At 55.4% G+C, this 17,673-nt stretch carries 22 protein-coding genes, 1 tRNA gene and 1 pseudogene; 10 read left to right on the top strand and 14 right to left on the bottom strand.

Translation table 11 applies throughout. The features are described 5' to 3' along the window. Nucleotides 1-70: 70 nt before the first annotated feature. On the top strand, nucleotides 71-739 hold the full coding sequence (locus soil367_RS08325; RefSeq protein WP_216642789.1) for a TetR/AcrR family transcriptional regulator: 669 nt from the start codon (nucleotides 71-73) through the stop codon (nucleotides 737-739). A 75-nt stretch (nucleotides 740-814) separates the two neighbouring features. On the opposite strand, the gene soil367_RS08320 is transcribed toward soil367_RS08325, so the two are convergent. Then, a complete protein-coding gene (locus soil367_RS08320) occupies nucleotides 815-1,096 on the bottom strand; it encodes a type II toxin-antitoxin system RelE/ParE family toxin (RefSeq protein ID WP_136548659.1) in 282 nt (93 codons plus the stop codon). Then, nucleotides 1,093-1,365: a CopG family ribbon-helix-helix protein gene (locus tag soil367_RS08315; protein WP_136548658.1), complete on the bottom strand. Its 273-nt coding sequence runs from the start codon at nucleotides 1,363-1,365 to the stop codon at nucleotides 1,093-1,095. Before soil367_RS08315 ends, soil367_RS08320 begins: the two co-directional genes overlap by 4 nt. A 134-nt stretch (nucleotides 1,366-1,499) precedes the next feature. On the opposite strand from soil367_RS08315, the gene soil367_RS08310 reads away from it, so the two are divergent. The 3 genes from soil367_RS08310 (at nucleotide 1,500) to soil367_RS08300 (ending at nucleotide 3,311) form a co-directional block, all read left to right on the top strand. Next, a complete protein-coding gene (locus soil367_RS08310; RefSeq protein WP_136548657.1) occupies nucleotides 1,500-1,811 on the top strand; it encodes a BrnT family toxin in 312 nt (103 codons plus the stop codon). After that, complete coding sequence (locus soil367_RS08305; protein ID WP_136548656.1) at nucleotides 1,786-2,058, top strand: BrnA antitoxin family protein; 273 nt, start codon at nucleotides 1,786-1,788, stop codon at nucleotides 2,056-2,058. The genes soil367_RS08310 and soil367_RS08305 overlap by 26 nt, the downstream gene beginning before the upstream one ends. Before the next feature lie 272 nt (nucleotides 2,059-2,330). Continuing rightward, complete coding sequence (locus soil367_RS08300) at nucleotides 2,331-3,311, top strand: transposase (protein WP_136548655.1); 981 nt, start codon at nucleotides 2,331-2,333, stop codon at nucleotides 3,309-3,311. A gap of 241 nt (nucleotides 3,312-3,552) precedes the next feature. On the opposite strand, the gene soil367_RS08295 is transcribed toward soil367_RS08300, so the two are convergent. The 7 genes from soil367_RS08295 to soil367_RS08265 all read right to left on the bottom strand — a co-directional run bounded on the left by soil367_RS08295 (nucleotide 3,553) and on the right by soil367_RS08265 (nucleotide 7,398). Next, a protein-coding gene (locus soil367_RS08295) for an IS3 family transposase (protein WP_136548654.1) occupies nucleotides 3,553-4,640 on the bottom strand; the annotation gives its coding sequence in 2 pieces (ribosomal slippage) (nucleotides 3,553-4,379 and nucleotides 4,379-4,640; 1,089 coding nt in all). Between the two features lie 17 nt (nucleotides 4,641-4,657). Continuing rightward, the gene (locus tag soil367_RS08290) at nucleotides 4,658-4,954 is read right to left on the bottom strand and encodes a hypothetical protein (protein ID WP_136548653.1); all 297 of its coding nucleotides are present in this window, start codon (nucleotides 4,952-4,954) and stop codon (nucleotides 4,658-4,660) included. A gap of 85 nt (nucleotides 4,955-5,039) precedes the next feature. After that, nucleotides 5,040-5,438 (bottom strand): GFA family protein, encoded by a 399-nt coding sequence (locus soil367_RS08285; RefSeq protein ID WP_136548652.1) that lies wholly within the window; start codon nucleotides 5,436-5,438, stop codon nucleotides 5,040-5,042. 131 nt (nucleotides 5,439-5,569) lie between these two features. Beyond that, nucleotides 5,570-5,824, bottom strand: coding sequence for a hypothetical protein (locus tag soil367_RS08280; RefSeq protein ID WP_136548651.1), 255 nt, complete (start codon nucleotides 5,822-5,824; stop codon nucleotides 5,570-5,572). A gap of 88 nt (nucleotides 5,825-5,912) precedes the next feature. Further along, entirely contained in the window at nucleotides 5,913-6,569 is a 657-nt protein-coding gene (locus tag soil367_RS08275; protein WP_216642788.1) for a hypothetical protein, read from the bottom strand. 106 nt (nucleotides 6,570-6,675) lie between these two features. Beyond that, complete coding sequence (locus soil367_RS08270; protein WP_136546429.1) at nucleotides 6,676-7,083, bottom strand: hypothetical protein; 408 nt, start codon at nucleotides 7,081-7,083, stop codon at nucleotides 6,676-6,678. Between the two features lie 93 nt (nucleotides 7,084-7,176). Further along, nucleotides 7,177-7,398, bottom strand: coding sequence for a cupin domain-containing protein (locus soil367_RS08265; protein ID WP_246065588.1), 222 nt, complete (start codon nucleotides 7,396-7,398; stop codon nucleotides 7,177-7,179). Between the two features lie 322 nt (nucleotides 7,399-7,720). Between soil367_RS08265 and soil367_RS19175 the strand changes: the two genes are divergently transcribed. Together soil367_RS19175 and soil367_RS08260 are read left to right on the top strand one after the other, a co-directional pair. After that, on the top strand, nucleotides 7,721-8,032 hold the full coding sequence (locus tag soil367_RS19175) for a phage integrase N-terminal SAM-like domain-containing protein (RefSeq protein ID WP_425459970.1): 312 nt from the start codon (nucleotides 7,721-7,723) through the stop codon (nucleotides 8,030-8,032). A 9-nt stretch (nucleotides 8,033-8,041) separates the two neighbouring features. Continuing rightward, nucleotides 8,042-8,680: pseudogene (locus tag soil367_RS08260) on the top strand (integron integrase). A gap of 20 nt (nucleotides 8,681-8,700) precedes the next feature. Here the strand turns inward: soil367_RS08260 and soil367_RS08255 are convergent. The 4 genes from soil367_RS08255 to soil367_RS08240 form a co-directional block, all read right to left on the bottom strand. Further along, nucleotides 8,701-10,059 (bottom strand): GGDEF domain-containing response regulator, encoded by a 1,359-nt coding sequence (locus soil367_RS08255; protein ID WP_172962302.1) that lies wholly within the window; start codon nucleotides 10,057-10,059, stop codon nucleotides 8,701-8,703. A gap of 280 nt (nucleotides 10,060-10,339) precedes the next feature. Then, a tRNA-Ser gene (locus tag soil367_RS08250) sits at nucleotides 10,340-10,430 on the bottom strand. Between the two features lie 279 nt (nucleotides 10,431-10,709). After that, nucleotides 10,710-11,543 carry a CheR family methyltransferase gene (locus soil367_RS08245; protein ID WP_425459980.1) on the bottom strand — a complete coding sequence of 278 codons (834 nt, stop codon included), beginning with the start codon at nucleotides 11,541-11,543 and terminating at the stop codon, nucleotides 10,710-10,712. 48 nt (nucleotides 11,544-11,591) lie between these two features. Continuing rightward, the gene (locus soil367_RS08240; protein ID WP_136548647.1) at nucleotides 11,592-12,515 is read right to left on the bottom strand and encodes a chemotaxis protein CheV; all 924 of its coding nucleotides are present in this window, start codon (nucleotides 12,513-12,515) and stop codon (nucleotides 11,592-11,594) included. Between the two features lie 227 nt (nucleotides 12,516-12,742). On the opposite strand from soil367_RS08240, the gene flgA reads away from it, so the two are divergent. The 3 genes from flgA (at nucleotide 12,743) to soil367_RS08225 (ending at nucleotide 14,418) form a co-directional block, all read left to right on the top strand. Continuing rightward, the gene (gene flgA / locus soil367_RS08235) at nucleotides 12,743-13,438 is read left to right on the top strand and encodes a flagellar basal body P-ring formation chaperone FlgA (protein WP_136548646.1); all 696 of its coding nucleotides are present in this window, start codon (nucleotides 12,743-12,745) and stop codon (nucleotides 13,436-13,438) included. Between the two features lie 179 nt (nucleotides 13,439-13,617). After that, nucleotides 13,618-13,938 (top strand): flagellar biosynthesis anti-sigma factor FlgM, encoded by a 321-nt coding sequence (gene flgM, locus soil367_RS08230; RefSeq protein ID WP_136548645.1) that lies wholly within the window; start codon nucleotides 13,618-13,620, stop codon nucleotides 13,936-13,938. 6 nt (nucleotides 13,939-13,944) lie between these two features. Further along, the gene (locus tag soil367_RS08225) at nucleotides 13,945-14,418 is read left to right on the top strand and encodes a flagella synthesis protein FlgN (protein WP_136548644.1); all 474 of its coding nucleotides are present in this window, start codon (nucleotides 13,945-13,947) and stop codon (nucleotides 14,416-14,418) included. Nucleotides 14,419-14,607: 189 nt separating this feature from the next. Here soil367_RS08225 and soil367_RS08220 read toward each other — a convergent pair whose 3' ends face one another. Beyond that, entirely contained in the window at nucleotides 14,608-15,360 is a 753-nt protein-coding gene (locus soil367_RS08220) for a cyclic di-GMP-binding domain-containing protein, MshE-related (protein WP_136548643.1), read from the bottom strand. A 221-nt stretch (nucleotides 15,361-15,581) separates the two neighbouring features. Between soil367_RS08220 and mnmC the strand changes: the two genes are divergently transcribed. Next, on the top strand, nucleotides 15,582-17,606 hold the full coding sequence (gene mnmC / locus soil367_RS08215) for a bifunctional tRNA (5-methylaminomethyl-2-thiouridine)(34)-methyltransferase MnmC2/FAD-dependent 5-carboxymethylaminomethyl-2-thiouridine(34) oxidoreductase MnmC1 (RefSeq protein ID WP_136548642.1): 2,025 nt from the start codon (nucleotides 15,582-15,584) through the stop codon (nucleotides 17,604-17,606). Nucleotides 17,607-17,673 lie beyond the last annotated feature (67 nt).

The raw sequence follows: 17,673 nt of genomic DNA, 5'->3' as shown, positions 1-17,673 counted from the left end.
CCCCTCTCGTGAAATGGATGCGCAGCCATCCATCTGATGACGCGCGGCATCACTTTACTTCTGATGACAGATGTCGTCAAATCGCTCCATGGTCAAACTGAAGCAAAAAGAAGAGTCAGGAAGAGTTTATGGTGGCGAAAGCGCTGCTCAACGGCTTGCGCGTCAGCGGAGACTCTTTCTGGATGCGGGCCTCGAGCTGTTCGGCACGTCTGGATACCGCGCCACCAGCGTGCGCGCACTCTGCAAGCAGGCCCAGCTGACTGACCGATACTTCTACAAGAACTTCCAGGACACGGAGGATCTGCTTGCGGCCGTGTATGCCGAGTCCATGGACCACATCCAGACGGTCGTGTTGAAGGCGATCGCGGATGCTTCCGACACCGGGCAGCCGAGCGACGTGATTGAGGCGGGACTTGTGGCATTCTTCTCGGCCATCGAAAACTCGCGTGTAGCGAGAGTCTGCTGGTTGGAAGTGCTCGGAGTGAGCCCGCGGATTGATGAACTCTACACCCGACGGGTTCAGTATTTCGCCGAGCTATTGCTGGGCATTGCCAAAAAGCTGATTTCGCGATGGCCGTTGTCGGATGAGGAAGCCCGGATTACAGGGATCGCGGCGGTAGGTGCGATCAGCCAGTCGGCGATGCACTGGCTGATCGAAGATTATCGCACCCCTAAAGCCACCCTCGTAAGTGCCAATGGCCGATTGATCCGGGGGCTTATAGAGGCTTTGCCGCGGTAGTGGCTATGCGCGCCTGCAGCGTAACCGTTGCGCGGCTTAGAGAAAGACATCCGAGTGACGCGCGTGGTTAAACTACTACCGCTCACCTTCAAGGTCATGCCATACCCGGAGAATGATGATGGCACTGGGATGGAGTGAATAACGAACGACATATTTCCCGCAAACCATATCTCGAACAGAGTCAGGCACCGGTGCCATTTCAACTGGTGTGCCGATCTTGGGAAAATCAGAAAGCAATTCGATTTTGCCGACCAGTTCGGTGGCGATCCGGGCTGCCGCCGATGGATTGTGGCCTGCTATGAACTCCCTGAGGCGCTTTAAATCTTCAATGGCTTCGTCCGTGTAAACCAGTTTCACTTACCTGACCTTGGTGCATCCTGCTCGTTGTCGGTTCCCCAACTATTGAGCCAGCTGTGAACCTCGCTGGCATCAACAACCTTGCCTTGGGCAGCGGACTCCATTGCTTCCAAAGTCTGCTTCCAGCGCTCTTGCTCCAGCTGCTGCTTTTCTATGTACTCCGATAATGCTTGGTTAATTACCCAACCTTTGCTCCGGTGCAACCTGCCCGCAATTGCTTCCAGATGCTGTTCAACTTCTGCTTGAAGGCGAACCGTGGTGACGCTCATGACTATCCCCTCGTGTTTGACGACTACAATGTATTACAGCATAGTCGGTGAGGGTGCGGCAAAAAATCTAACGCCAGCAGCATGCATTGGTTAGCACTTGTTGACGCCTGCGTATATGCTGATAATATACTTTTATGATCAATTGGGCACAAGTTACTGGCTTTGACTGGGACGAAGGCAACTCCCGCAAAAACGCGGAGAAGCATGGCGTCAGTCAGTCCGAAGCGGAAGAGATTTTCTTTAACGAGCCGCTTCTGTTACTGGAAGACTCCAAACACAGCCAGGCTGAGGCCCGTTTTCACGCTCTTGGTGAAACAGAGGATGGGAGGATGCTCCACGTCACGTTTACATTAAGGCAGGGCGACACGCTGGTTCGGGTGATTTCCGCTCGAGACATGCACCGCAAAGAGAGGGCTGTTTATGAGCAAGCTAAAAAAGACGCCTGAGTTCAAAACTGAATCAGAAGAGCGAGCGTTCTGGGAAACCCACGACTCCTCCGATTACCTGGACTGGAGCCAGGCAAAACCAGCTTCTTTTCCGAAGTTGAAGCCCTCAACCAAGACTATCTCACTCCGCTTGCCCGAAACTCTGCTTGATCGGATCAAAATCGAGGCCAACAAGCGAGATATGCCCTATCAGTCGCTGATCAAAGCCTGGCTTGCAGATGATGTCGACGAAAGCCGTCGGGCATGAAGTGCTAGCGCTTAAACTTTGCGGCAATTTTGGAGCCGCGAGGCGGTGGAAAAATTGTCCGGCAACAGTGTCTTGTTAGATTTATTCTTTACCGCGGTGAATCATAAGCCCCTGTGGCTTAGAAAGTTCACAGAACTCTTCCGCCGTATATTTCATCACTAGAGCCGAAAAGCCAGGGCAATTTGGACACCCATCTCTAACCGAACTGTAGCTCTTGACGTCGGGCTAGAATACTGTTTTTATATACAGCTAAATGCAGATGGAGCTGCGTTGTGCCCAAACCTCGCAAAACCCAGGTGGCCCTCAGTGCCACGCCCTACTATCACTGCGTTTCCCGGTGTGTCCGCCGAGCCTTCCTCTGTGGCCGCGATCCCTTGAGCGGTCGGGACTTTTCACATCGCCGTGGCTGGATTGAAGCGCGCATCCTCAAACTTACCAACACCTTTGCAATTGACGTCTGTGCCTATGCGGTGATGAGCAATCATGTACACGTAGTTTTACATGTGGACCAGGCACTGGCCGAGAGTTGGTCGCTGGATCAGGTGATCGACCACTGGCACGGGCTTTTCACCGGCTCGTTTTTGAGCCAGCGCTACTGTCGGGGCGACGCGATGGGACGGGCAGAGCTCAGCGCGCTGCATCAACAGGTGGAGGTTTGGCGCGGCCGACTGCAGGACATCAGCTGGTACATGCGTTGCCTGAATGAAGTCATCGCCCGCCAGGCCAACCAGGAGGACAACTGCACGGGAAGATTCTGGGAAGGTCGCTTTAAATGCCAGGCACTGCTGGACGAGAAGGCGCTGGCGGCCTGCTTGGCCTATGTTGATTTGAATCCAGTAAGGGCCGGTGTGGCAGACACCCCAGAGGCCAGCGAATTCACCTCCATTCGCCAGCGCATTCTACAGCGCAACACAGCGCCGGGAAGCCAACCGGTTCAATTACTGCCCTTCGCAGGGAACCCGCGGGAAGAGATGCCCAAAGGCCTGCCGTTCCGGTTGGACGACTATCTGGAACTTGTCGACTGGACGGGAAGACAAGTTCGGGACGATAAGCGCGGTGCGGTTGCTCAGGACCTGCCGCCGATCCTGGAACGGCTGGCAATCGAACCAAAGCACTGGCTCTCGATGAGCCGGCACTTTGAAAGTCGCTTCAAGGGGCTGGTGGGCACCGCCTATGCCGTAAAGGCCGCCTGTCGGCAACTGGGTTATCGACGCTATAGTGGCGTCTCCCAGTGTAAAGCGCTCTTCGGCTAGACAGTCAGTTCCTCCAAGTAAACGACCGGCACTGCCCGGCCTTCCTGTCGCTACCATCCCGCCAGATCCCGCTCAAATATACTGATTCCGCCATCTGTACCCTGCCCTAGTGCTAAAACGACTCCGGATAGCCGAGCTGAGCCAGGCTGACGTGCTGCGGATTGGCAGAGAGCAATGTTTTTGAGTTTTACTAACTTGGGTGGGTAATCCCCCCATTTTTAGCAGGGTTCAAAAGTAGAGCTCAGGCCACAGCGGCCAGTTTCTGTTGTGGGGTGATGCCCCCGAGGGCCATGTTGGGCCGTTCGTGATTATAGGTCCATAGCCACTGCGTGGCATATTCCTGAACCTCTTCAATGGAGCCGAACAGGTATTGAGCCAGCCAGTCGTAGCGTACGGTGCGGTTGTAGCGCTCGATGTACGCATTCTGCTGCGGGTTGCCGGGCTGGATAAAGACCAGTTTAATGCCCCGCCTCTCGGCCCAGGCAGCCAAGGTGGCACTGATGTATTCCGGACCGTTGTCGCAGCGGATCTGAGCAGGTGCGCCCCGCCACTCGATGATCTGATTCAGCGCTCGCATAACACGCTCAGAAGGCAGTGACAGGTCAACCTCAATGCCCAGGCCCTCGCGGTTGTAGTCGTCGATCACGTTGAACAGCCGGTAGCTGCGACCGTCCTCTAACTGATCGTGCATGAAGTCCATGGACCAGCTGGTGTTGATGGCCGTGGGCACTGCCAGTGGCTCGGGCTTCTCCCGTACCAGCCGCTTGCGGGGCTTGATACGCAGATTCAGCTCCAGTTCCCGGTAGATCCGGTAAACGCGTTTGTGGTTCCAGCGGTAACCCTTGACGTTGCGCAGGTACAGAAAACACAGACCAAAGCCCCAGTTTCGTTGGTTGTGCGTCAGTCTGATCAGCCAGTCCGCGATCTCGGCGTTCTCACTGCTTAGTTTGGCTTGGTACCGGTAGCAGGTCTCGCTGATACTGAACATCCAGCAGGCCAAGCGAATACTGACGTGCTTTTCACTGACGGCGCTCTGCGCCATCTCACGGCGACGAGACGGCTTTACCACTTTTTTTCGATGGCCTCCTTGAGGATGTCCGACTTGAGCCGCTCCTCGGCGTACATCTTCTTGAGCCGACGGTTTTCGTCCTCCAGCTCTTTCAGGCGGGCCATCATCGATGCGTCCATCCCGCCGAACTTCGCGCGCCATTTATAAAAGCTGGCGCTGCTCATGCCGTGTTCACGGCACAGCTCCGGAACCGGTACGCCATTCTCGGCTTGTTTGAGAATCGACAGGATCTGGCTGTCGGAAAAACGTGACTTCTTCATGCAGAATCTCCCTGCGTTTAGCTTACGGAAAATTCTACTTTTGAGTACCACTGTTTCTCGGGGGGATTACCGGTGTCCTTTTTAGTTTCCGTGCTCGACACACTAACCTTTAAGAGACTGGACTCCCTTAGAAAACTTGGCAACAGGTCGGAGGGTGCGCCATCGGTTTTGGTGGCCAGGCACTCACAGTACCGAACCTCCAATACCAGCGGTTTATTAGCGAGATAGTCCTCAGGAGCCGAGTTTTCGGCAAGGGCAATGCCGGGGATCAAAGATAGAAAAAACAGAGTAATTTGCGATGCGATCCGTTGCATGTGACCTCCTGTGTTTTCGTTTTAACGCTGAGCGAAGCGGCGGCCCGTCAGGGACGTCCGCCTTACGCGCCTTGTTATCACTGCTTCAGTCATACTCTGCATGCTGAGGCAGATCATCTGTAATCTCGAACCAAGGAGCCTTACTGCCCACGAATACATGGCGCCCTGCTTTTACCTCTGGGTCGGTATCAAGTGTTCCGAGTGGGAAACCATAGATCCCGGGGGCTGCATCGAACTTGGTATAGAGGCTGGAGCCACAGTTTGAGCAGAAGCCTTTGTGCTCACCCGGAGAAGATTCGTAAAACTTCAGCAGCTCCTGACCTTTGACGGTGTGCCAATCCGAAGACTGCACTTTAGCGCGAGTTCTGAAAGCCGAGGCATGAAGCTTTCGGCACATTGAACAGTGACAGTTCAGAACGTCGGTAAGCGGACCGTTGATTTCGTATTGAATGCCCCCGCAGAGACAACTACCTGTTTGCTTCATTGATGCACCTCTTTGTGTGATAACGCTGAGCTTAGCGGCGCCCTTGTAATGGAGGCGAAGCCGCAATGAAAAGGGCGTCCGGCGGCCATCGGCCGCGTACTACAGCGACTTGTTAAAAATTTCCCGCTCCCTCAATGAGCACTAATTGCCAGAAGAAAATGTAGAACAAATAGCACTCCTGTGAGCACCCCAAGGACGCCTCCAAGCTTTTTGAACCATTTATGTATTAGACCGCTGAGAAGGGCCGATACCACTAGTGCTGGGATGGCATAGGCAATGAGCTCTGAGCGAACGTACCAATTTGCCAATTCAGTAAATGCACCCAAGAGGAGAACAAGTGCGAAAATACCAATAACAATCCCTGTTGGTCCTGCTTTGCCTTCCATTGTCTCCTCGATAACCTTTTAACGCCCGGCTCACGCGCCGGTTTGGAGCCGCGAAGCGGCGGAAAATCGGTCGCTGTGCAGCCGATTGTTAAGACAATTGTTCGATAAGGAAACGCTGAACATCTTTTATCATCTCAGCAACATCAGACTCAGAAAATTCCGACCACTTGCCATGCGCTGCATTATTTCGGATGTCTGCTATTGCAGTAATACGCTTTTGTTGAAGCTTGGTGTAAACGCCTTTCTTGGCTAGCGCTGCATTCATTTGATCGAGCTTGCCGTGAGGTATTGATTGCTGATCGCAGAGGTCCCTGAGCCCGGTTTCAAGTACGACTCCCGCAACAACCGCCGCCGGTCCGGTGTAGCCTTGGCTCAGAAGTTCCTGGGCTTGCTCAAGCTCGCTATCAAATAGTTCCGCTTGCACGAGACTCCGGATAGATGCGAGGTGGCCGCCCTGGAAATCACTTCGCGCAGCCGCAAAAACGGGTTTCAGACGTTTAAAAATATCGTAGTTCGAGTCGAAAGTTTGCACACCTTCTGCGTTTGAGAAAGCCTTCAAATGCTCGCTGTCTTCGCCACAGGCCCGAGAAATCAAACTTTTCGCCTTCAGCCGCCACTCATCGAAGCTTTCACTATTGACGGAAAGGTAGCTGCCATACTCACTGGGTTTATACTGTTTGGTCGATTCGACAAATTCTGCCTCTACACTGAGCTCATCAAACCTCTCCGAGTGCTTGTTTATCAAATCCACCTCCCTTCGAGATTTGGAAAAGTCTTAACGCCAACAACACGCGCGGTTACGGAATGGAGGCGCAGCCGCAATGCAGTAACCGTCGCCGTGATTGTACTGGTTATGCATTTTCCAGTTTATCCCCCAGTTCCTTCGCAAACTTCCAATGGTCCCCTGTGTCAAAAGCAGCAATCCAAGCGGCTTCTACAGTGTAAGGAAGTTTGCCCTCGCTTGATTGATAGAAAATAACTTTCACCTTCGCGAGTTTTATTGATATATCGCCAGCTATGAATCCTCGAGAATACTCCGACAAACCACCACGATCCTTCTTTTTCTCAAAGCCCAAAGAGGACATTACCTTTTCTATGTGATCGTCAGACTCAGGCACTGGTACTTTGTTCCGATATTTTGGAAAGAGTGAGAATTTTGGTCTTTTTGATCCAAGTTCCCTGTGGGGCATCACTTTATAAAGGACGGTTAGTGCCGCTACGATAACAATTGTGACTATCGCGATAACTACATATTTCATACTTTTGATATCCAATTTTTTGCATAACGCGGAGCTTTGCGGCAATTTTGTAGCCGCGGAGCGGCGGAGAAATTGTCCGACAAGAGCGAATTGTTACGTGTCTGACTTAAACCAGAACTCGACTTCATCTGTCTCCTCCTCAAAGCGGGCGGCATGGACCGTATTTGCTGGAACGTGATACCACTCACCTGCTGAGATACGCCTTTCTACCCCATCCATTATCAGTATGAGTTCGCCGCGAGTAACTACGCCATGATTGTCGGTGTCGTGGGAATGCTGAAGTATCTCAGTGCCTGCCGGGTAGGATGCGAACAAAACTTCGCTATCCTTTGCCTCTAAGCGGTAGGCGTCAAACCTTCCATCGTACAGCGGTAGCTGCTTGATCCTATCTGGATATTTCCCTGGCACTCGACATCCCCCTGTACACGTAACAGCAATTAGATAGCACGCGTCATTATTGCAAAAACGCGACCGCTTCGTTATTACGCTCAGGGCTGAGCCGCGAACCCGACTCTAAGCTCTTTAAAACAGAAGCTTAGCTCACCTACCAAATGACTTCCATGTAATCGCTTGACCTCCATGTTTGGTGCGCTCAATAATACTGTACATTTAAACAGTATCGGCAGGGAGCCAACTTATGGAAGGGAAACAGCCTCGCCTTCGGGAACAGGTTCGAGCTGTGATACGGGTGAACCGATACAGCATTCGTACGGAAAAGAGCTATTGGTACTGGATCCGCTACTACATCCGTTTTCATCGCATGAGACATCCGCGCGATATGGGGCCGTCAGAAGTTAATGAATTCCTCACGTGGCTCGCGGTTCACCGCGACGTCGCGGCTGCAACACAGGCCCAGGCGCTGAATGCGCTGGTTTTCCTATACGATAAAGTCTTGGGTACACCACTCGGAGAGATCGGCGCGGTAGCCCGGCCGAAAAAGCCTCGCTAACTGCCAGTTGTGCTAACTCATGACGAGGCAATGAAGATCATAAACACCCTCAATCACTCGAATAAACTGATCGTCTCGCTACTGTACGGCGCGGGTTTGCGGGTCACGGAAGCCTGCAGGTTGCGGATCAAGGACGTGGACTTTGATCGACAGGTTATTACTGTGCGCGACGGCAAAGGCGGGAAAGACCGCACAACCCTGCTGCCAACGTCGTTAAATAGTGCTCTGCGGGAGCACACAGCAGCTATAACCAGAAGCTGGAAAGATCAGGATGAGGCTTTTGTTCACCCGGTAAGCCTTCCCTTCGCGCTAGTTCGAAAATACCCGCGGGCAGCGTTTTCGCTGGAGTGACAGTGGCTCTTCTCGTCGTCGACGCTCAGCACCGATAATCAGGGAAAGGTTGTGCGGCATCACCTGCACATCTCTTCCGTACAAAAGGCCGTGCGCCACGCTGTTGAGCGATCCGGTATCGGCAAACGTGCCGGCTGCCACACCTTTCGGCATACCTTTGCAACGGAACTGCTTAGGAGGGGCAGCGATATTCGCACTGTTCAGGAGCTGCTCGGTCACTCGGACCTGCGCACGACTCAGATATACACCCACGTGCTGGGCCAGGGATTTGCCGGCGTTTGCAGCCCTCTGGGATGACACCTCTATAGGCTCGTTAGCTAAACGAAAAACTCATAGTCGTCATCGCCCCGGCGCTTAACGTTGTACATCGCCACATCTGCGCGCTCGACCAGTTGATCGGCGGTCTCTCCCGCGTCGGGAAATAGTGCAACGCCGATACTGATTCCGATAGAGATAGCGGTGTCGTGCTCGTCAATCGCAAACGGTTCCCTGAGGGCCCGGACCAGTTTGGCGCCGATCGTCCTGGCATCTTCAGTGGTAGTGACTGCGGGCAACAGCAGGGTGAATTCATCGCCTCCGAACCGGGATAGCGTGTCCCCTTCCCGGAGGCAGGCTTTCAGGCGTTCGGTGACGTCTCTTAGGAGCTGATCGCCAACGCCATGGCCATAGTTGTCGTTTACGGCTTTGAAGCGGTTTAGGTCCAGGAACATGACGGCCAGTTTCTGGTTATTGCGTCTGGCGTGCGTGATACCGAGATTCAGTCGGTCAGTGAAGAGCGTCCGGTTTGGCAAACCCGTCAGTGAGTCGTGGGAGGCGCGGTATTCTGCCGCAGTCTCGGCCTTTTTTCGTTCAGTGATGTCCCGGGCGATGCCGAAAACCTGCACCTCGCCCCCACACACGAGTTGAACCGGGGACCACAGGGGTTCACCCGTGATGGGGAGAACGGTCACTTCCAGGTGGCGGCTGGTGTTGCTGCGCGATTTTAGGGGCAGCTCCTGTGTGACGGGATACGCAGTCATGCCGAAGCCCTGGCTCGTCGCCAACGTGCCAGCAATCTCCGCGTCCTCGATTAGACATCGGAAGTTCTTCCCGATCAGTTCATCGCGGCTGTAGCCTAGAAGCTCTTCGATCTTGCGGTTCAGGAAGACAAAGCGCCCGTGCCGGTCGAGCGCAAACGTGATGTCGGGCAGCGTGTCGATCGCACGGCGGTAGAAGTCATCAGAGGATCTTGAGTAAAGCTGCAACGCAGCCCGGGCCCGCTCGCGTTTTTGCTTCTCCAGCGCTTCGCCGATGGTGGCGACGAGTCTTTCGATACAGTACGGCTTTGTGATGTAGTCAAACGCGCCTTTTCGCAAAGCCCGACGGACTGTATTGAAAGCAGAAGTGCCGCTAATCACAACAACCGGCACATCAAAACCAGCCTTCCCGAGCCAAGAGAGCACCTGCAGGCCGCTCATTCCGGGCATTACCATGTCCAGCAGGATAAGGTCATAGTCCCGGGCCTGGGTCTGGCGACATGCGCTCCGGCCGTCCTGAACAGTATCAACGTGGAAACCTTTGTTTTCCAACAGCGGCGAGAGGCTTGCTAAAAGCTTTGGATCGTCGTCCACGACCAGTAATTGAGCCTGCGGGTAGAGTCCGACACGCTTTTTATCCAGCGCCAATGCTTCCGTCATAGTAGCCCCAGTTCCGTCTGCAATCTTGGGTAATAGAATTTTTATTCGTAGGATTGAGAAGTTGCTCAGAATATCCCTACTCAACCCCATCAAACAATTCATTTTTAAGAACTATTGATTGCAAAGGGAATGGATGAGTTGTGTTTTGGGGCGGGAATGTGGGCAGTCCGGGGGTGCGGTTTTTACCTAGGATTAGATAGGCAGGAGACTTGGTGCGAGGGTTCTCTGCACCCTGCGCACTGCGCCAATAAAAAACCCGGCACAAGGCCGGGTTTTGTATTGGCGGAGAGGGAGGGATTCGAACCCTCGATACGCTATTAACGTATACACACTTTCCAGGCGTGCGCCTTCAGCCACTCGGCCACCTCTCCATAACCTTTGTCTGGTTTTAGCGCAGTATTCGGCGCCCGCTTTGCGGTCGAACACTTTCCAGACGTGCGCGTTATTCGGTACTGCGTACCTCACCCCGGCGGCTGCGCCTTGGGGCCGTCGTCGCTTTGCTCCGACGTTCAGTCGGCCGTGCCGGCCTTGGTGTCAGCCACTCGGCCACCTCTCCAATAACATGTTTCAAAAAGCAGTGCTCCGTAACTACTGAGCCACGCCATTTGAAGGTGCAGAACTTTACGTAAAAGAGGCTTCAAACGCAACCGTCATTTTGCGCGGTAGATGATGCCGGGCTGGCACTGGACCATTTCGTATTTGTCCGGCAGGCCGTTGAGTGATTCGGAGGCGCCGAGGATCAGGTAGCCGCCAGGGTTGAGGGACTGGTGCATGCGTTCAAGAATGTTGCGTTTGTCTTCCGCGGAGAAGTAAATCAGTACGTTCCGGCAGAATATGATGTCGAATCGGCCGAGGGTATAACGCTCGAGCAGGTTGATCTCCTTGAAGTCGACCATGCTGCGGATGTTTGGGTTTATCACCCAGCCACCAGAAGGTGCGGGGCTGAAGTACTGGCGCTGGCGCTCGGGTGAGAGGCCGCGACCGATGGCGAGCATTTCGTATTCGCCCTTGCGCGCGCCTTCCAGCACGCGCCGGGAGATATCGGTGGCCACGATCTGCACGTTCTGGCGCAACTGCCCTGCCCTGACCTTACGGAACTCCTCTATCGTCATAGCGATAGAATAGGGTTCCTGGCCGGTTGAGCAGGCAGCCGACCAGATACGCAGCGGCTGGCTGCCTTTTTTGGTTACCAGTTCTGGCAGAAGGCGTTGTTCCAGAATCCGGAACGGATGCAGATCTCTGAACCAGAGCGTTTCGTTCGTGGTCATGGCGTCAATGACGGCTTCGCGCAAAGGCCCACGCGGCTGGCGCCGCAGCTTTTCCACCAACTGGCCGAGGCTTTTCAGTTCTTCATCGGCCATTATCCGCCTGAGACGACTGGTGACCAGGTACTGTTTATTGTCTCCCAACAGGATGCCACAGGCTTCCTGAAGGAAAGTCTTGAAAGCCAGGTAATCCTGGGCGCTGATCTCGCTAGTCATCAGGGTTGAATAACCACCGTCCGTTTGTATTGATGTAGCGGCCGAAGCCGCTCACACCTCATCCATGATTTTTATGACGCGCTCTGCCAACTCGTCTGGAATAAACTTGGCCATGAAGTCATCTGCGCCTACTTTCTTCACCATCGCATTATTGAAGACACCACTCAATGAAGTGTGCAGCATGATATACAGCTTGGCGAGTGCAGGATCCGCCTTACAGCGGGTAACCAGGGTGTAGCCGTCCATTTCGGGCATTTCAACGTCTGAGATCATGAGCGAGAAATGCTGGGTGATATCCGAGCCGTCGCTGACGAGGCCCTGCAGATAGGCCAGCGCCTGCTTGCCATCTTTCTGGATAACCACTTCGAGGCCGAGAGATTCCATGCACCGCTGGATCTGCCGCCGCGCCACGGAGGAGTCGTCCACCACCAACACGCGCAGGGGCCTGCCATCACGGGGTGCAACTGTCCCGGCGGTGTTCGGTCGTTCAATCATGGGCTGAACTTCAGCCAGGATCTTCTCAACGTCGATAATACCCACCATGTTGTCTTCGATTCGAGTTACGCCGGTGAAATAGATGTTCTGGCCGGCTTCACGGGGTGGTGGGTGGATCTCGTCCCAGTTGAGGTTGACGATTCGGTCGACGCCCTTCACCAGGAACCCCTGGATGCGTCGGTTGTACTCGGTAATGATCACAAACGAAGTCGCTATCTCCTCGTCGGAAATCGGCCTCAGCCCGATAGCCATGCCCGCATCGACGATGGAGATGGTCTCCCCGCGTACATAAGCTACGCCACGTACTACCGGGTTGCGTTTGGGTATACCGCTAAGTTTGGGGCACGGCAGCACTTCCCTCACTTTGAACACGTTTATTCCGTAGGTCTGACGCCCCTGGAGACGAAAAAGCAGCAGTTCCAGCCGATTCTCGCCGACCATCTGGGTCCGCTGGTTAACACTATCAAGAACACCTGCCATTGAACTTCTCACCTTGTACTAAAAATGATCGGCATGAACATTGCTTTACTTCTTCCAGATCCTGAAGCGCCTGCAGAGACAGAAACGCTTTCAGAGTCGAAAATCATTCCGGACAGAAGTTCATATGACGCCGAGACCCGATAGAGACTGAGCTGGAGATTCTGCTCCGCGTGCCCCGAACAATAGCCGGGGCCAACTCTCCAAAAGCATAGGACAAATTAGCCGCGATGCGCATTTTTCACGCACTGATTTTACTTTTGTATTCATCGATAGCTGCTGCTGGCTCAACCAATGCCGCGGACATCGAAAAGGCTGCGCAGCAGTTCCTGGCAGCCTACGCCCAGGAACAGCGCACCCGGGACCGCGAGGTCGAATATACGGTGGGAAGCCTTGACCCCCGCCTGCAGCTCGCCGCCTGCGGCAATGCCCTAGCATTCGAGTTTGTCTCTGAACCTGAAAAGTCCGTCCGCAACACGCTTCTGGTCAGTTGTAGTGGTGATCGGCCGTGGCGGCTTTTTCTTAACGCCGAGATCGAAATATCTTCAGAAGCCTTCGTCGCCGCCACACCCCTGAGCCGGGGCGCGCGGGTAACAGAGGCCATGCTGCGCCGGGAAAATGTCATCATCAACCAGGCCCGGGGCGGTGTTTTCCACAAACTGGATGGATTGTTGGGCATGGAGGTCCGTCGCACCCTGCGGGAAGGCACGCTATTGTCCCCATCAGTACTGACGGCACCAGATACAGTCGCCCGGGGCGACTTCGTCAAAATTCAGGCACAGAGCGGTCCGATCACGATCGAAACCCGGGGTACTGCCATCGCCTCGGGTATGGTCGGTGATCAGATACTGGTAGAGAACGCCCGTTCCGGCCGCCAGGTTCGGGGTGTTATCATTGGGCCTGGGCATGTCCGGGTCGTGATGTAGGGCAAACCAGGAGCGGCGAATTATTGCCGGCAGGCAAATCAGTTCCGCTACGCTGTGTGAGCGAAAGTACTTCTGCCCTGTTCAGGTAACTTCGCTCTGGAAAATGTGAAAAAAAGTGCTAAAGCTTTCCGCGAGGCAGTCGATAACAGAGTAATAGAACTCTTAGAGCGAGAAATCTCATGCCTGTGAACTTCAATGGCGTCAATAACAACTCGGTTAGCCCGCAGCGCCCGGGGACGACTGATCGCTCCAGCGATGCAGCGTCTGCCTCCAGAACCGATACGGCTTCCAGCCCTGCAGCCAGTGCCAGGGACAGCGTCAGCCTGAGTGCGCGCGCCGAGGCAATGAAGCAGGCGGAGCAACAGCTTCGTGATCAACCGGAAATCGACGATGCGCGTGTGGCGGAAATTCGCCAGGCGTTGGCCGATGGAACGTACAAGGTTGATGCAGAAAAACTGGCCCAGAAAATGCTTGAAATGGATAAAGGCATTTTTGGATGAGAAAACATGGCCAACCCGCTCGTAGACCTCAAGACGCTGCTTCAGCAGGATCTCGTAAGCCTCGATGAATTGAATAATCTCATCCGGGCTGAGCGCAAAGCGCTCGCCCGGAATGACATGGCTGAAGTAGAAGCCCTCGTCGTTAAGAAAAATGAACTCCTTGACCTCCTCCGGGCCCGCGCACACGAAAAAGTGCGTCACCTGGTTGCAGCTGGCTACCAGTCTTCGACCGGCCACCCCTCAACCTTCATCGGACAGCTGGCAGACCCCGCTCTGGAACAGCTCTGGGCGGCAGCCAATGAGGCGATGAGTAACTGTCAGGCGGCGAATACAGTAAACGGTCAGGTCATCAACCATCTGCAGAAACGCGTTGGGCGGCTGTCGGAAATTATCCGCGGCGCCAGCCCTGGCCAGAAACTTTACGGTTCGGCCGGGCGGGAAGAAGCGCTCAGTCATAAAACCGTGCTGGCGAACGCCTGACCTCGCGCTCAAGCCAGGGACTCCGGCCCGGATCTGCCGAGGCCGGAAAACGCTATTCGACTTGGCCTGCAGGGCGCCACCCTCAAACGGACCACCTCCAAAGCGCGGATCGGCCTTGGACCAGAACATAAAACAAAAAGCCCCGACGCTTTTCAGCGCAGGGGCTTTTTTGCTTTCAGTGTGTCTTCTCTAGCGGGAGCTCACCGTAATTGATGAGCCAGCGCCAAACTGAATGTCACTGATGTAGACGTTGCCCATCGAATGACCATTGCCTCCGGCGGGACGAATGTCGGTCAACGTCACGCGCTCGATCTGCTGAGGAAGCATCATCTCGATCTTGCCTTCAGCCAGGATGCGTACGGGTAGCTCGCCTTCACGATAGTGCACGCCCTGGATGTCCACATCGGCATCGAGCATGTTAATGATGGGAACCAGGCCGCGGGTCACCAGTTTGAGCCCTTCCAGGGGATCGCCAGCTCGCTCGCCGTCCGCCATCTCGGTGACAGCGTTCATTCTATCGAACAGCCCATCGAGACCGTTCAGGCCATCAGCGCCTTGCGCATCAACGTGCCGCATCTCATCGCTGGACAGAGGTTTCAGTCCTGTTTCGGCCATGAACTGCTGTTCGGCGGACGATACGGACGAAGTTGGCAGTGCCGGCGCCGGCGCGGCAAAACTGATCATCGGCTGCAACGGTGCCACGACCATGGCTGCGAAGGCAGCAGCATAGCGGTGACGCTTCTGATGCTTCAGCGTGCGGGCAAGCGCCCGTTCGGTGATCAGGCCACTGGCGATAAGTACCTCGCCTAGCCTTTGCCCGGTTGAACGCTGCTGCTGGAGCGCGTGCTCCAGTTGGTCATCGGTAATATAGCCCCGGTTAACCAGCAGGCGGCCCAACCTCGACTTATCGATACGGCTTTTAGCTGTGTTCGTATTTGCCACGTGTAGACTCCGCGGTTTTGATGAAATCCCCACATTCAGATTGGTCTTTAACTTACATTTTGTACAGAAACCGATGATGTGTTTTTGTAATCGTTTGTGAAGGAAAGCTATGGATCTGCCCGATTCGCCAACCCGCGTAGCACCCCAAGGCAACCAGGAGGCTTGCCATACCGACTACGCCGGGAATTTGGGGTAAACTCGTGCCTTTTACGGGGAGCAGAATGACGAGCAGCGTTGAGAAAGATTCGGTCCTTCTGGAGACCGCGGTGCTGGGCTGGAGCGACGCTTGTGAACCAACCTCCGAGATGTTTTCCGACCGGTACTTCAGCAGTAGCGGTGGGCTGTCCGAATCCCGTTACGTGTTTCTGGAGCAGAATGACCTGGAGCAGCGGTTCCGCAATTTGGGCGTGCGCAACTGCTTCACTATTGCCGAGACCGGTTTCGGTACCGGGCTGAACTTTCTGGCGACGGCCCAAGTCTGGCAGCGACAGCGTTCAAGCGCATGGCTGCACTTCGTGTCATTCGAGCGATACCCGCTGGCCCAGCCTGACCTGGAGCGAGCGCACGCCCGCTGGCCAGAATTGGCTGACCTTGCTGAACTGCTCCAGGCGCAGTATCCCGAAGCTGTTCGGGGGCTGCACCGGCTGGTCTGGCCAGAGTTGCGCATTCGTCTGACGCTCTGGTTCGGTGATGCAGCTGAGGGCCTTGATGCTTTTCCGTTCATTGCGGATGCCTGGTTTCTCGATGGGTTCAATCCCAGCAGTAATCCCGCACTATGGAATGACGACCTTTACCGCGCGGTGGCTAACCACAGTGCCGAGGGGAGCACTTTGTCGACCTTTACCGTTGCCGGCGCTGTCCGGCGCGGGCTGGGGGCGGTCGGGTTTGATGTGGTGAAAGTGCCCGGCCACAAGCCCAAACGGGAAATGACCCGCGCCACGTTCCGGGAAACGCCCCGGACTGGCAGCACCCACGCCGGCGTGCCCCGGCGTGTGGTTATAGTTGGTGCCGGGATTTCCGGCTGCCTGCTTGCCGCAAACCTTGCCGACAGGGGCTCGGACGTCACTATTGTCGAAGCGGGCCCTGGCCCGGCGAACGCGGCATCAGGCAACCCTCAGGGCGCCCTCTACGTAAAGCTGGCGGTGGACTATACGCCGCAGAGCCAGCTTGCCCTGATGGCACTCCTGTTCGCGCAAAGATTCTATGACTCAGCCCAGGCTCGCATGAACGGGATACGTTTCTGGCATCCGACCGGGCTGCTGCAACTGGCGACGGACGCGACTGAACTGGACCGCCAGGCGCGTTTCCTCCAACGCAATAGATACCCGCAAAAGTTTATGCAAGCCGTGTCGGCGCGTACGGCGTCAGAACTTGCGGGGCTGGCTACAGATCATGGGGGGCTTTATTTTCCCCGCAGTGGCTGGCTATCACCTCCTGCGCTGTGCCAGGCATTGTGTGATCATCCGAATATTCGTCTGTTTACCAACATGAGCATGCGCGAGTTCGGCGCGGAACCCGGCGCTCATTGGGTCGACCTTGAACCGACCTCTGACTCAGCGGCTGACTCGGCTCAGGCCACGGACGCACGCCGAACTCGACTGACAGCGGACCAACTTATCCTCTGCACAGGCGCGTCCCCGGTGCTAAAGCGGCTCGGTCTGCCGATCAAGCCCATACGGGGCCAGGTCAGTTGGTGGCCTGTCGGGGTGCTACCGTCTCCGGACTGTGTGGTATGCGGTGATGGCTACATCAACCCGTCCGACACCACTCAACAGACCCTGGGCGCGACGTTTGACCTCCATGATGATTTTCCAGGCGTGCGCGGTGAGGATCATCAGCGCAACTTATCATCAGTTGCAGCATGGTTACCGGATTTACAGCGCCTCGACAACGCAGCGGCTTATCTGGCGCAGGGCCGAACATCGTTCCGTTGCACCACGCCCGACTACCAGCCCATCGCGGGAGTTCTGAACGAAGACCGGGGAAGACCCGGCGAACAGAATTGTGACAGTGCCTCCGGCGGCTACCATGAAGCTGAACGTAAAGTGGAAGCTGAACGTGAAGTGGCTGTCCTGGCAGGGCTTGGCAGCAAGGGCCTTGCATTGGCGCCATTGCTCGCGGAGTGGCTCAGCGACCACCTTTGCGGTGAACCTCCGGCACTGCCCCAGGCCCTGAAGGAAAAGGTTCTTCCCAGCCGTTTCAGGGATCGCCAGGCCAGGCGCATGGCCCCGCGTAACGGGCAATGAAGCCCAACCTGCGCTGATCAGAGTATCCTCGGCGTAGCGGGCGGGAGCCGCATACTCAAGTATCGCC

Source organism: Hydrocarboniclastica marina (assembly GCF_004851605.1).
Taxonomy (GTDB): domain Bacteria; phylum Pseudomonadota; class Gammaproteobacteria; order Pseudomonadales; family Oleiphilaceae; genus Hydrocarboniclastica; species Hydrocarboniclastica marina.
This window is presented reverse-complemented; position numbering and strand designations above follow the sequence as displayed.